Source organism: uncultured Modestobacter sp. (genome assembly GCF_947486615.1).
GTDB lineage: Bacteria > Actinomycetota > Actinomycetes > Mycobacteriales > Geodermatophilaceae > Modestobacter.
On sequence record NZ_CANKUD010000011.1, the window covers coordinates 99,231 to 111,351 of the forward strand.

Consider the following 12,121-nt stretch of genomic DNA (forward strand, 5'->3'; position numbering starts at 1 on the left):
CGGCTCCTCTGGGGTGTGCGGGCCGGCGGGGTTCACCGCTGGCGGGGGTCCAGCGCGTCCCGCAGGACGTCGCCGAGGGTGATCAGGCAGAAGACGGTCACGGCCAGGAAGACGCTGGGGAACAGCAGCATGTGCGGGGCGTTCTGCAGCTGCGCCTGCGCGTTGGACAGCTGCAGCCCCCAGGAGATCGCCGGCGAGCGCAGGCCGAGGCCCAGGAACGTCAGCGTCGACTCCGCGACGATCACCTGGCCGACGGTGATGGTGGCGATCGCCAGCACCGGGCCGATGGCGTTGGGCAGCACGTGCCGGCTCACCACCCGCCAGGTGCCGAATCCCATGGCCCGGGCGGCCTGCACGAACTCGGCGTCCCGGACCGAGCGCACGGAGCTGCGCACCAGCCGGGCCATCGCCGGCCAGACGAACAGTGCCAGCGCCAGCGAGACCGACAGCACCGACCGCTCACCGAAGCTGTTGAGCACCACGATCGCGCCCAGCAGGAACGGGAAGCCGAGGAAGACGTCGGTCACCCGGGACACCACGCGGTCGGCGAGGCCGCCGCGCAGGCCGGCCAGCGTGCCGAGCAGCACCGCGAGGGCGAAGGCGATCAGCGTGCAGGTGAGGCCGACGGTCAGCGAGGCGCGCGTGCCGTGGACCACGTTGGCGTAGACGTCGCAGCCCTGCCGGTCGAAGCCGAACGGGTGGCCGGCGACGGGCCCGTCGGCGCTGGAGGACAGGTCGCACACCCGCGGGTCGCCGTTGCCGAACCAGCCGGCCACCCAGCCGGGGGCGACGGTCAGCACGGTCAGGACGACGATCCCGGCCACCGGCACCCAGAACAGCGCCCGCCGGCGCAGGCCGGGCCAGACCCCCCGGCGCGGCAGGGCACCGGCGTCGGTGGGGTCGAGGTCCGCGGTCACGGCCACGCCGGTCACGAGCGGGCCTCCTCTCTCCGGATGCGTGGGTCGAGGGCGGAGTTGACGAGGTCGACCACCAGGCTGCTGACCAGGAACAGCAGGATCAGCGCGGTCGAGACGCCGACCACGGTGGGGCCCTCGTGCGACCGGATGGCCCCGAACAGCAGCTGGCCGACGCCGGGGAGGTTGAAGATGCCCTCCACCACGATCGTGCCGCCGAGCAGGAAGCCCAGGTCCATGCCCAGGAAGGTGATGACCGGGATCAGCGAGTTGCGCATGACGTGCACCCCGACCACGCGCGTACGGGTCAGCCCCTTGGCGTCCAGGGTGCGCACGAAGTCGGCCTGCAGGACGTCGACCAGGCTGCCGCGCATCAACCGGGCCAGCGCGGCCAGGCTGTAGACGGCGATCACCGAGGCAGGCAGCAGGTAGGCCAGCGGCCAGCCCTCGGAGTCGCCGGCGATCGGCAGCAGGTCCCACCGGACGCCGAGGAACAGCTGCCCGACGATCGCCAGCACGAACACCGGGATCGACGTCGCGACGATCGTGAGGGTGAGCACCGAGCGGTCGATCCAGGTGCCGCGGCGCAGGCCGGCCAGGATGCCCAGGCCGACGCCGACGACGATCTCGATCAGCCACGCGGTGAGGGCCAGCGTGATGGTGGTCGGCCAGCGGGTGGCCATCCGCTCGGTCACCGACCGCCCGTCGAAGTCGGTGCCCAGGTCGCCCTGGAAGAGCCCGCCGAGGTAGCGCAGGTACTGCTGCCACAGCGGCTCGTCCAGGTGGAACCGGTCGCGCAGCTCGTTGACCACGGCGGGTGAGAGCGGTCGGTCCCCGCCGAGCGCCCGGATCGGGTCGCCGGGGAGCGCGTAGACCATCGCGTAGATCGCGAAGGTGACCCCGAGGAAGACCAGGACCAGCTCCACCAGCCGGCGGGTCAGGAAGCGGGTCACCCCGGCCGCCCCGCGGCGAGCAGGCCGGCGGTGGCCAGCACGGCGCCGTACTGCACGCCGACCAGCGTGGCGATCGGCAGCAGCTGCGTGCCGGTGAGCTCGGCGGCCTGCTGCTGCCACTCCTCGTAGAGCCGCGAGGCCTCCTCGTGCAGCGTGCGCAGCGGGGCCGCAGCCGTGCCGGCGACCACCTCGGCGGCCAGCGCCCGCACCAGCATGCCGCCGTACCGCAGCCGGAAGCAGCGCACGTGGTCCGCGGCGCTGAACACTTCGGCGACGGTGGCCGGGCGGTCGTGCCCGGGCTGCTCGGCCCGGGCCCGCTGTTCCTGGGCGATCTGGCCGAGCATCGGCACGAACGCCCGGGAACCGCGCAGGAACGGGGTCTCCACGTGCAGCAGCGGCTCGGCCCGGGCCAGCAGGTCGCTGAGCACCGCCCCGGTCTCGGCCAGGCCGGCCGCCTTCTCCAGCAGGACGTCGGCGTAGGTCCGCCCGCTCGCGCTGGTGTCGTCGGAGTCCGGGTGGGACCAGTACGGCAGCTCGGCGACGAGGCAGAGGGTGCCGTGCCGGCGGGCGTACTCGCTGGAGGACGAGCCACCGATCAGCCCGGCGGGGTCCAGCCCGAGCGCGGCCAGCTGGTCGTAGACCTCCGTCATCGGCTGCATGCCGAAGACCGCCGTGCCGAGCACCGGGGCGAACGGGTCCTCGGGCTCCCCCTTCTCCAGCGGCAGGCCGAGCCGCTCGGGGAGCGCATGCAGCGCCTCGACCAGGCCGGGCAGCGCCCGGGAGACGTAGTAGTAGACGCCGCCCAGCTCGCCGTTGTGCAGGCTGGTGTACAGCTGCGGGCGCACCTCGTCGATGAGCCGCATCAGCGCGAGCGTCTCGGGCATCACCTGGTCGAAGTAGGCGTCCCGGTACGCGAACGGAAACGACCACTCGACCTGCTCGTCGGGCGCGGGCCGGTAGAAGTGCCGGGCGTAGTGGCCCCGGTCGAACGGCCCGTCGAACCAGCCCTCGTTCAGCCGCATGCCGTCGGGGTCGATGCAGGGGACGACGTGCCAGGTCGCCCCCATCGATTCCCGCAGCGCGTCGTCCCGGCAGAGCTCACCGACCAGGTGCAGGGCGGTGTGGCTGCCGATCGGCTCGTTGGGGTGCACACCGGCGACCACCAGGTGCTGGGCCGGGCCGTCGCCCACCGACCAGCAGTGCAGCGGCTCGCCCAGCCGCGAGGTGCCGATCCGGCGGTGCCGGAGCAGCTCGGGGTGGGCCGCGCCCAGCGCCGCGAAGGAGGCGTTGAGGGCGTCGACCGAGGGGAAGCGGGTCAGCGGGGGCACCCGCCCGGCCCGGTCGAGGACGTCCTCGACCGAGCCGGGCGCGTGCGCTGCGGGGGTGGCGGTCATCGCCGTCCCGCGGTCGTGCCGGCCGGCCCGGTCACTCGTCCTCCGCCAGCACGATCTGGGACAGGATCGGCGACCCGACCGCCGCGGGCAGGTCGGCGATCGCCTCCGAGGTGACGAAGTTGTAAGTCTCGAAGAAGGTCGGCACCGCCGGGAAGTCGGCCATGATCAGCTCCTGGGCGGCGACGTAGCCCTCGATCGCGGCGTCCGGGTCGACGGTGGCGTCGGCGGCCGCGATCTGGTCGATGACCTCCTGGTCGGTGTAGGGGACGCACCCCACGCAGCCGCCGGTCGGGGTGAAGAAGGTGCGCAGCGTGTTCTGCTGGCTGGGGTAGAGCGCGCCCCACCGGGAGAAGAACGGCCCGGTCATCTCACCGTTCGTGCGGGCCTCGGCGAACTCGGCCCAGTCGGTGCTGGGCTTGGTCACGACGTCGGCGATGCCGAGGTTCTGCCGCAGCTGGTTGGCGTAGGCCTCGTAGAGGGCGTCCAGCCCGGCGCCGCCGGGGTAGACGATCTCCATCGTGCCCTCGAAGCCGCCGGCCTCGGTGAGCAGCTCCTTCGCCGCGTCGGGGTCGTACTCGCAGAGCTCACCGCACAGCCCCACCGGGGTGCCCTGCTCGGCGGACGGCGTGAAGGCGGTGGCCGGCTCGTACAGCCCGCCGTAGATCACCTCGTTCACCGCGTCCCGGTCGATGGCCATCGAGATCGCCTGGCGCACCCGGACGTCGGCGTAGCGCTCGTCGTACAGCGGCAGCCCGAGGAAGGAGATGCCGGGGGCGTCGAAGCTGTACACCCGGTCACCGAAGTCCCCGGCGGCCGAGGTCATCTTGTCCGCGGTGAGGAACATCAGGTCCGTGTCGCCGGCCTGCACGTCGGTGTAGGCGGTGTTCATGTCCGCGTAGGGCTTGAACACGATCTCGTCGACGGTCGGCGCCTCGCCGGGGTAGTCCGCCCAGGCGGTGACGGTGATCGGCTCGTCGTCCTCCCAGGTCCCCTCCATCCGGAAGGGGCCGTTGCCGACCGGCGCCCGGTCGAAGGCCTCCAGGTCGTCGTAGGCCACGCTGGGCAGCGGGTAGAAGCCGGTCTGGGCCTGGCTCAGCTGCAGCGGGAACTGCCCGTCGGGGGCCGAGAGGGTGACGGTGAAGGTCCGGTCGTCGACGACGGCCAGACCCGACATCTCCTCGGTGGTGGGCTCCCCCTCAGCGGGGTTGAGGTCGGCGTAGCCGGCGATGTTGGCCAGCTGGCCGTTGTTCTCCCAGGCGTTGGGGGCGTAGGCGACGGTGTTCCAGGCCCGCACGTAGCTCTCGGCGGTGACCGGCTCGCCGTCGTGGAAGGTCCAGCCGTCGGCCAGCGTGATCGTCCAGGTGACCGCGTCGTCGGACTCCACCGACTCGGCGACGACCATCTGCAGCTCACCGTCGGAGTCGATCGAGGTCAGGGGCGAGAACAGCGCCATGGTCTGGTCGAAGGCCACCGTCTGGCGCCCGGGGTTGAGGTGGTCGGGCTCGCCCTCGGCGATCGAGACCGAACGCGTGCCGTCCTCGGCGCTGGCGTCGTCGCTGCCGGAGCAGCCGCTCAGCGTGACCACCAGGGCCAGCACCCCGATGGCTGCTGCCCGTCCGTTGTGAACTCCCATGGCTCCTCCAGTGCTGGGGGCCGGTGGCCGCAACGCGACCTGACCGCTGTGTGGACGACACCGTGGCAGCGGGTGAACGGCAGGGGAAGAGGTCGGTGCACGGAGTTTCAGAAGGACATGAACGTTTAACGACGCCGACACAGCTCCCCGGCTGCCGCCCGGCCGACGTCCCGGGCGGTGTGCTGAGGTGGAGGGGTGCAGCCGTGGTCCCTCGTCGTCCCGGCGAAGCTGCTGTCGACGGCGAAGAGCCGGCTGACGCCGCTGACCTCGACCCTCCCCGGCGACCGGCGGTCGGGGCACGACCTGCTGGTGCTCGACCTGCTCGCCGACACCCTCGCCGCCGCGCTGGCGAGCCCCGCCGTCGGCCGGCTGCTGGTGGTCACCGACGAGCCACGGGCCATCGCGCTGGCCACCGAGTTGGGCGCCGGCACCGTCGCCGACGAGCCGGGCAGCGGCCTCAACGCCGCACTGGCCCACGGTGCCGCGCACGCCCGGGCGGACGGCGCCGGCCCGGTCGCCGCCCTCGCCTCGGACCTGCCGGCGCTGCAGCCGGCCGAGCTGACCGCGGCGCTGACCGCGGCGGGCGGCCACCCGCGCAGCCTCGTCGCCGACGCCGCGGGCACCGGCACGACGCTGCTGGCCGTCCGCGACGGCGACCTGGCCCCACGGTTCGGTCCCGGGTCCGCCGCCGCCCACGCCGCCGGCGGGGCGGTTCCGCTGGACGGCGACTGGCCCGGACTGCGGCAGGACGTGGACACCCCCGCCGACCTGCAGACCGCCCGCCGGATCGGCGTCGGGCCACGCACGGCCGGATTCCTCTCGGCCACCCGGTGGTCATCTGGGTGAGGCAGGATCGACCCGTGCCCGCCGCCTCCACGCCGCTGCCCGCCGACCGCTTCCTGAACCGCGAGCTGTCCTGGCTGGACTTCAACGCCCGGGTGCTGGAACTGGCCGAGGACGACGCCCTGCCGCTGCTCGAGCGGGTCAAGTTCCTGTCGATCTTCGCCAGCAACCTGGACGAGTTCTTCATGGTCCGCATCGCCGGCCTCAAGCGCCGGCAGAGCACCGGGCTCACCGTCCGCTCCCCCGACGGCCTCACCATCCGCGAGCAGCTCGCCCGCGTCACCGAGCGCACCCAGAGCCTCGTGCACCGGCACGCCAGCGTCTTCGACAAGGACGTGATGCCGCGGCTGGAGGAGCAGGGCATCCGGATCGTGCACTGGTCGGACCTGGACGACGCCGATGCGATGCGGCTGCGGGAGTACTTCCGCGACCAGGTGTTCCCGGTGCTGACCCCGCTGGCGGTCGACCCGGCGCACCCGTTCCCCTACATCAGCGGGCTGTCGCTGAACCTCGCCGTCTCGGTGCGCGACCCCGACACCGGCGCCCCGCGGTTCGCCCGGGTGAAGGTGCCCAACAACGTGCCGCGGTTCATCTCCGTGGCCACCGCGACCGCCCAGGGGAAGGAGGCGGAGTCGGTCTTCCTGCCGCTGGAGGACCTGATCGCGGCACACTTGACCTCGCTCTTCCCCGGCCTCGACGTGCTGGACCACCACCTGTTCCGGGTCACCCGCAACGCCGACCTGGAGGTGGAGGAGGACCGCGACGAGGACCTGCTGCAGGCCCTGGAGCGCGAGCTGGCCCGGCGCCGGTTCGGTCCGGCCGTGCGGCTGGAGGTCACCGAGACGATGGACCCGCAGATCCTCGACGTCCTGGTGCACGAGCTGGAGATCAGCCCGGCCGACGTCGTCTCGGTGCCCGGGCTGCTCGACCTCGGCTCGCTGATGGCCCTCTACGACCTGGACCGGCCCGAGCTCAAGGACGACCCGTTCGTGCCGGCCACCCACCCACGGCTCAGCGAGGGCGAGACGCCCAAGAGCGTGTTCGCCACCCTGCGCGAGGGCGACGTGCTGGTGCACCACCCCTACGACTCGTTCGCCACCAGCGTGCAGCGGTTCATCGAGCAGGCCGCCGCGGACCCGGACGTGCTGGCGATCAAGCAGACGCTCTACCGCACCTCGGGTGACTCCCCCATCGTCTCGGCGCTGATCGAGGCGGCCCAGGCGGGCAAGCAGGTCGTCGTCCTGGTGGAGATCAAGGCCCGGTTCGACGAGGAGGCCAACATCAGCTGGGCCCGGTCGCTGGAGCGGGCCGGCTGCCACGTGGTCTACGGGCTGGTGGGGCTGAAGACGCACTGCAAGACGGCGCTGGTGGTGCGGATGGAGAACGGGGTGATCCGCCGCTACTGCCACATCGGCACCGGCAACTACAACCCCAAGACCGCCCGGATCTACGAGGACCTGGGCATCCTCACCGCCGACCCGCGGGTGGGCGCCGACCTCACCGACCTGTTCAACACCCTGACCGGGTACTCGCGGCAGACCACCTACCGGTCGCTGATGGTGGCCCCGCACGGGATCCGCACCGGCCTGGTGGAGAAGATCCGCCGGGAGGCCCGGAACGCCGCCGAGGGCAAGCCGGCCGGCATCCGGATAAAGATCAACTCGCTGGTGGACGAGCAGATCATCGATGCGCTCTACGAGGCGTCGCTGGCGGGTGTGCCGGTGGAGCTGGTGATCCGGGGCATCTGCGCGCTGCGCCCGGGCGTGCCGGGGCTGAGCGAGAACATCCGGGTCCGCTCGATCGTCGGCCGGTTCCTGGAGCACTCGCGGGTGGTCAACTTCGCCAACGCCGGTCAACCGGAGTGGTGGCTGGGCAGCGCAGACCTCATGCACCGCAACCTCGACCGCCGGGTGGAGGTGCTGCTGCGGGTCAACGACCCGGCCGCCGCCCGGCAGCTGGAGCGCATCTTCGACGCCGCACTCGCCCCCGACGTGCGCAGCTGGCAGCTGGCCGGCGACGCCAGCTGGACGCGCACCGGGGACCGGGACTCCCAGGCCGACCTGCTCGCGATGCGGGGTGAGAACGCTGGCTGACGACGCGCGGGTGGTCGCCGCCGCCGGCGGCGTGGTCTGGCGCACCGGGGGCATCGGTGCGCTGGAGACCCTGCTGGTGCACCGGCCCAAGTACGACGACTGGTCGCTGCCCAAGGGCAAGCTGGACGCCGGCGAGCACTCGCTCATGGCCGCGGTGCGCGAGGTCGGCGAGGAGACCGGCCTGCACGTCTCGGTCGGCCGGCGCAGCGTGCAGACCCGCTACGACGTCCGGCACGGCGACAAGCGGGTGGACTACTGGCTGATGAAGGCGGTCGGCGGCCGCTTCACCGCCAACGACGAGGTCGACGAGGTGCGCTGGCTGACCGTGCCGGCCGCCCGGGCGCAGGTCACCCACGACCACGACCGGGCGGTGCTGGACGACCTGGCCCGCACCGACGTCCCCCACGCTCCCCGGGTGCTGCTGGTGCGGCACGCCTCGGCCGGTGAGCGCGAGGACTTCGACGGCCCGGACGACGAGCGCCCGCTGGACCGCACCGGCCGGGACCAGGCGGCCACCCTGGCCGCCGTCCTGCCGGTGTTCACCCCGGCCCGGCTGCTGGCGGCGCCCCCGCTGCGCTGCCGGGAGACGGTCGAGCCGCTGTCGGCCGCGCTCGGCATGCCGGTCGACGCCGTGCCGGAGCTCGGTGAGGAGGGGTTCGACGCCGACCCGCAGGCCGGGGTGGACCTGGTCCGGCGCCTGCTGTCCAGCGAGGACGGCGGCCCCACGGTCATCTGCAGCCAGGGCGGGGCGATCCCGTCGGTGCTGCTGGCCCTGGGTGTGCGCTGGCCGGGCACCGCCGGTGCGCTGTGGCCGCCGTCGGCCAAGGGCAGCGTCTGGGCGCTGGGCGGGCGGCCCGGCGCCCTGTCGGCCGACTACTACCGCGACTTCGCCGCCGATCCGGCCGCCCCGGCCGGCGCGCTGGTGCGCAGCAGCGCCGGCCGGAGCTGACCGGCCGCTCCGCCGCGCCCTCCCGGATCACCCTCGTCGTCGCAGCTCCGGCAGCAACGACAGCGCGCTCACCGCCACGATCAACCCCGCGCCGACCACCACCCCGGTGGAGGCGGCCGTCGCGGCGAGCACGCCCGCTCCCGCGGGGACGAGCACCTGCCCCAGCCGGTGGGCCATCAACCGGATCGACAGGGCGGTCGCCCGGGCACCCAGCGGCGCGCGCGCGGCCACCACGGCCATCGAGAGCGGCTGCCCGATGCCGAGGGCGAAACCCGCCACGGCGATCGCCACCCCAGCCAGCCCGACCGGGTGGCTGAGGGCCAGCCAGCCCAGGGCCAGCGCCGAGACCACCAGGCTGGTGCCCAGCAGTCGCTCCCGGCCCAGCGCATGGACCATGCGTCCCAGGCCCAGCCGGGAGACGATCGCCCCCGCCGCCCGCAGGGACAGCAGGGCACCCACCGCCTGCGGCGACCAGCCGCGCTCCTCCCCCAGCGCCGGCAGGTAGACGGTGAGCAGGTCGGTGGCGGAGAGCACCCCGAGGCTGGTGACCATCGCCGGGCCCACACCCGGGGAGCGCAGGATGCGGCGCACCGGCACCACCGGAGGACGGTCGGCGGCCACCGGTGCGCCGCTGGGGCTGCCGCGCAGCAGGGGCACCGCCAGCACGGTGGCCACGGCCACCACGGCTCCACCGGTGAGCGCGACGCGGGTGCCGGCCGGCCCACCGGTCCCGGCGAGCACCCCGGCCAGCGCCGGACCGCACAGCTGGCCGGCCGAGACGACCATGGTGAACCACCCGTAGGACCGGTCGAGCGAGCTCCCGGTGCCGCCCTGGGCGATCAGCGCCTGCATCCCCACCAGGCCGAGCAGGTGCCCGAGGCCGAGCAGCGCCAGGGCGGCGAGCAGGGCCGGCACGCCCCCGACCAGGGGCAGCCAGCACGCCGCCACGGCGGTGACCACCGTTCCCACCCCGGCCACCCTGGCGCCCCCGCCGACGTCGGCCCGCCGCCCGGCCGGCAGGGCCACCAGCACCGGCAGGACGGCGAAGGCCGCACCGACCACCCCCAGCAGGCCCGGGCTCACCCCCAGCTCCAGGGCCCGGTAGGAGCCCATCGGCCGGGCCAGCCCGACGACCGTGTGCAGGCCCAGCCCGATCAGCAGCAGCACCGCCCACACCCGCCGCCGGGAGGGGCCCGCCGGCGTGCCGCCCACCGCCGGGGTCAGCCGACCCGGTCGCGACTGCGAGTGGCCTTGTTCGACGCCGCGATCCGGGCCAGCGGCGGCAGCACGATCGCCGCGACCGCCACCACCAGCAGCGCGATGCACAGCGGGGTGGACCACAGCACCGAGACATCGCCCTGGGAGATGGCCAGCGAACGGCGCAGCTGTTCCTCGGCCAGCGGACCGAGGATCAGTCCCACCACCGCCGGTGCGACCGGCACGTCGGCCGCCCGCAGCAGGAAGCCCAGCGCACCGACCGCGTACAGCACCATCAGGTCGACGGTGCTGCCGCCGATCGCGTAGGTGCCCAGCGTCGCGAACACCGCGATCCCCGCGTACAGGTAGTACGGCGGGATCTGCAGCAGCCGGACCCAGATGCCCACCAGCGGCAGGTTCAGCACCAGCAGCATCACGTTGCCGATGTAGAGGCTGGCGATGAGGGTCCAGACCAACGCGTTGTTCGAGCTGAACAGCAACGGGCCGGGCTGGATGCCGTAGTTCTGGAACCCGGCCAGGATGACCGCCGCGGTCGCCGAGGTCGGCAGGCCGAGCGCCAGCAGTGGCACCAGCACGCCGGCCGCGGCGGCGTTGTTCGCCGCTTCCGGCCCCGCGACGCCCTCGATGGCGCCGTGGCCGAACTCCTCGGGGTGCTTGCTCAGCCGCTTCTCCGCGCTGTAGCTGAGGAAGGTCGGGATCTCCGCCCCACCGGCCGGCAGTGCGCCGATCGGGAAGCCGAGCGCCGTGCCGCGCAGCCAGGGGCGCCAGCTCCGCCGGAAGTCGCTCCGGGACAGCCACCGGGAGCCGGCCGCGGGCGTGACGGTGCTCCGCCGCTCGCCACTGGCGAGCACCGTGATCGCCTCGCCGACCGCGAAGAGCCCCACCACCACGATCACCACGTCGACGCCGTCGAGCAGCTGCGGCACGCCGAGGGTGAGCCTGGCCTGGCCCGACTGCACGTCGATGCCGATCAGCCCGATCGTGACGCCGATGACCAGGCCGACCAGCCCGCGCAGGACCGAGGAGCCGAGCACCGCCGCGACGGTGGTGAACGCCACGACCATCAGGGCGAAGTACTCCGGTGGCCCGAAGCTCAGCGCCAGGTCGACCATGAACGGCGCGACGAAGGACAGCCCGATCGTGGCGATGGTGCCGGCGACGAACGAGCCGATCGCCGCGGTCGCCAGGGCCGCGGCGCCCCGGCCCGACCGGGCCATCTTGTTGCCCTCCAGCGCGGAGATGATCGACGCGCTCTCCCCCGGGGTGTTCAACAGGATCGACGTGGTCGACCCGCCGTACATGCCGCCGTAGTAGATGCCGGCGAACATGATCAGCGAGCTGGTGGCCTCCAGCTTGAAGGTCAGCGGCAGCAGCAGCGCGACGGTCAGCGCCGGGCCGATGCCCGGCAGCACCCCGACGGCCGTGCCCAGGGTGACCCCGATGAGCGCCCAGAGCAGGTTCTCCGGGCTGACCGCGGCCCCGAACCCGCCGATCAGGTCGGCGAAGCCGTCCATCAACGCCCCCCGAGGTCGGGCAGGGCGAGCCCCAGGCCCACGGTGAACGCGTAGAAGATCACCAGGGTCAGGACCAGGCCGACCAGCACGACCCGGACCAGCCGCGGCGCGCCGAAGGCGAGGGCCACGGCGACGAAGAGCACCAGCGCCGCCACCACGTAGCCCGCCGTGTTGACCAGCAGGGCGTGCGCGATCAGCCCGGCGGCGAAGACGGCCACCCGCACGGCCGGGCGGACCCGCAGCAGCGGCGGCCGCTCCTCACCGACCGGCACCGGCTCGGCGACAGGCTCGTCGTCCGGTGCGTCGGCGGACCGCCGGGCCGCCTCGGGCCAGAGCTCCTGGACGCCGGCGTCCGCCGGGTCGGCGGGCTGGTCCGGTCGGCCGCGCAGGGAGACCGCGCCGAGGACGACACCCAGGACGAGCAGCACCCCGGCGACCGCCCACGGGAAGGCGGCCGGGCCGACGCTGCCACCGCCCCGGGGCGCCTCGATCCCGGAGGCGTCCACCGCGAGGACGACGCCCATGACCAGGAGCAGGACGGCGAGCGCGAGCGAGGGCACGTCGACACGGGAGCCCCCGTGCCGACGTGACCCCACCGCGTCCGGCAGCC

Annotated in this window: 10 protein-coding genes; 3 read left to right on the plus strand and 7 right to left on the minus strand. The window is 73.6% G+C overall.

Annotated features, from left to right (window positions below; all coding sequences use genetic code 11):
* Positions 1 to 32: 32 nt before the first annotated feature.
* Genes Q1A09_RS18440 through Q1A09_RS18455 form a run of 4 tightly spaced genes read right to left on the minus strand, consistent with a single transcriptional unit; the run spans position 33 to position 4,894 of the window.
* The gene (locus Q1A09_RS18440; RefSeq protein ID WP_299958302.1) at positions 33 to 932 is read right to left on the minus strand and encodes an ABC transporter permease; all 900 of its coding nucleotides are present in this window, start codon (positions 930 to 932) and stop codon (positions 33 to 35) included.
* The gene (locus Q1A09_RS18445) at positions 929 to 1,867 is read right to left on the minus strand and encodes an ABC transporter permease (RefSeq protein WP_299958305.1); all 939 of its coding nucleotides are present in this window, start codon (positions 1,865 to 1,867) and stop codon (positions 929 to 931) included. The genes Q1A09_RS18440 and Q1A09_RS18445 overlap by 4 nt, the downstream gene beginning before the upstream one ends.
* Positions 1,864 to 3,261, minus strand: a complete 1,398-nt coding sequence (locus Q1A09_RS18450; protein ID WP_299958308.1) for a M14 family zinc carboxypeptidase — start codon at positions 3,259 to 3,261, stop codon at positions 1,864 to 1,866. Before Q1A09_RS18450 ends, Q1A09_RS18445 begins: the two co-directional genes overlap by 4 nt.
* Positions 3,262 to 3,292: 31 nt before the next feature.
* Positions 3,293 to 4,894: an ABC transporter substrate-binding protein gene (locus tag Q1A09_RS18455; protein ID WP_299958311.1), complete on the minus strand. Its 1,602-nt coding sequence runs from the start codon at positions 4,892 to 4,894 to the stop codon at positions 3,293 to 3,295.
* 195 nt (positions 4,895 to 5,089) lie between these two features.
* Here Q1A09_RS18455 and cofC point away from each other — a divergent pair, with 195 nt between their 5' ends.
* From cofC to Q1A09_RS18470, 3 genes are read left to right on the plus strand one after another with little or no spacing between them, the layout of a single operon-like run.
* The gene (cofC, locus tag Q1A09_RS18460) at positions 5,090 to 5,740 is read left to right on the plus strand and encodes a 2-phospho-L-lactate guanylyltransferase (RefSeq protein WP_299958315.1); all 651 of its coding nucleotides are present in this window, start codon (positions 5,090 to 5,092) and stop codon (positions 5,738 to 5,740) included.
* Between the two features lie 14 nt (positions 5,741 to 5,754).
* Positions 5,755 to 7,830, plus strand: a complete 2,076-nt coding sequence (locus tag Q1A09_RS18465) for an RNA degradosome polyphosphate kinase (protein ID WP_299958317.1) — start codon at positions 5,755 to 5,757, stop codon at positions 7,828 to 7,830.
* The gene (locus Q1A09_RS18470; protein ID WP_299958320.1) at positions 7,814 to 8,779 is read left to right on the plus strand and encodes an NUDIX hydrolase; all 966 of its coding nucleotides are present in this window, start codon (positions 7,814 to 7,816) and stop codon (positions 8,777 to 8,779) included. Before Q1A09_RS18465 ends, Q1A09_RS18470 begins: the two co-directional genes overlap by 17 nt.
* 27 nt (positions 8,780 to 8,806) lie before the next feature.
* Here the strand turns inward: Q1A09_RS18470 and Q1A09_RS18475 are convergent, their stop codons facing one another.
* The 3 genes from Q1A09_RS18475 to Q1A09_RS18485 are packed head-to-tail and all read right to left on the minus strand — an operon-like array spanning position 8,807 to position 12,071.
* Complete coding sequence (locus Q1A09_RS18475; RefSeq protein ID WP_299958323.1) at positions 8,807 to 9,946, minus strand: MFS transporter; 1,140 nt, start codon at positions 9,944 to 9,946, stop codon at positions 8,807 to 8,809.
* Between the two features lie 53 nt (positions 9,947 to 9,999).
* Positions 10,000 to 11,511 carry a tripartite tricarboxylate transporter permease gene (locus tag Q1A09_RS18480; RefSeq protein WP_299958325.1) on the minus strand — a complete coding sequence of 504 codons (1,512 nt, stop codon included), beginning with the start codon at positions 11,509 to 11,511 and terminating at the stop codon, positions 10,000 to 10,002.
* Positions 11,511 to 12,071 carry a tripartite tricarboxylate transporter TctB family protein gene (locus Q1A09_RS18485; RefSeq protein ID WP_299958328.1) on the minus strand — a complete coding sequence of 187 codons (561 nt, stop codon included), beginning with the start codon at positions 12,069 to 12,071 and terminating at the stop codon, positions 11,511 to 11,513. The genes Q1A09_RS18480 and Q1A09_RS18485 overlap by 1 nt, the downstream gene beginning before the upstream one ends.
* Positions 12,072 to 12,121: the final 50 nt, after the last annotated feature.

Bases quoted from the DNA above. Each gene is read 5' to 3' on its own strand.
- Q1A09_RS18450 (WP_299958308.1), bottom strand. From the start codon at position 3,261: ATGACCGCCACCCCCGCAGCGCACGCGCCCGGCTCGGTCGAGGACGTC.
- Q1A09_RS18455 (WP_299958311.1), bottom strand. From the start codon at position 4,894: ATGGGAGTTCACAACGGACGGGCAGCAGCCATCGGGGTGCTGGCCCTG.
- Q1A09_RS18480 (WP_299958325.1), bottom strand. From the start codon at position 11,511: ATGGACGGCTTCGCCGACCTGATCGGCGGGTTCGGGGCCGCGGTCAGC.